This is a genomic window from Nocardia sp. SYP-A9097 (genome assembly GCF_009649815.1).
Taxonomy (GTDB): Bacteria; Actinomycetota; Actinomycetes; order Mycobacteriales; family Mycobacteriaceae; genus Nocardia.
Genome location: NZ_WJIC01000101.1, coordinates 1 through 576, shown reverse-complemented (window position 1 = coordinate 576; position 576 = coordinate 1). Strand labels below are relative to the sequence as shown.

Below are 576 nucleotides of genomic sequence, written 5' to 3'. Positions count from 1 at the left end.
AGACGGCGTCTCACGTCGTCGAATTTGGTTTCTGGCGTGTCGTGATGGGTTGTGCTGCATGATGTTCGGCCGTGACCGACGAGTTGTCGCTGCGCCTGGTGCCCGACGAGCTGTGGGCGGTGGTCGAACCGCTGGTGCCCAAGTTCGAACCGCGACCACAAGGCGGGGGCACCGAGCCTGTCGCTGACCGCACGGTGTTCACGGCGGTCGTGTTCGTGCTGACCAGTGGTTGTGCGTGGCGGCTGTTGCCGCCCTCGTTCGGGGTCACGGTGCCGACCGCGCACCGCCGGTTCACCGATTGGACCGAGGCCGGGCTCTGGCGGCGGCTACACCGCGCGGTCCTGGACGAGCTGGGCGGCGAGGGCTTGATCGACTGGTCGCGAGTGGTGATCGACGCGGCGAGCGTGCGAGCCAAAAAAGGGGCCCCATGACCGGGCCGAATCCGGTCGATCGCGGCAAATCCGGCTCCAAAATCCATGTGCTCTCCGACCCGGCGGGAATACCTGTGGCCGTGGGAGTTTCAGCGGCCAACACCAACGATGCCGCCGCATTGCGACCGCTGGTGAAGGCGATTCC

General features: G+C 66.7%; 1 pseudogene. It reads left to right on the top strand.

Going from position 1 to position 576, the window contains the following annotated elements:
• Positions 1-71: 71 nt before the first annotated feature.
• A pseudogene (locus tag GFY24_RS40920) lies at positions 72-576 on the top strand (IS5 family transposase); the annotation flags it as partial.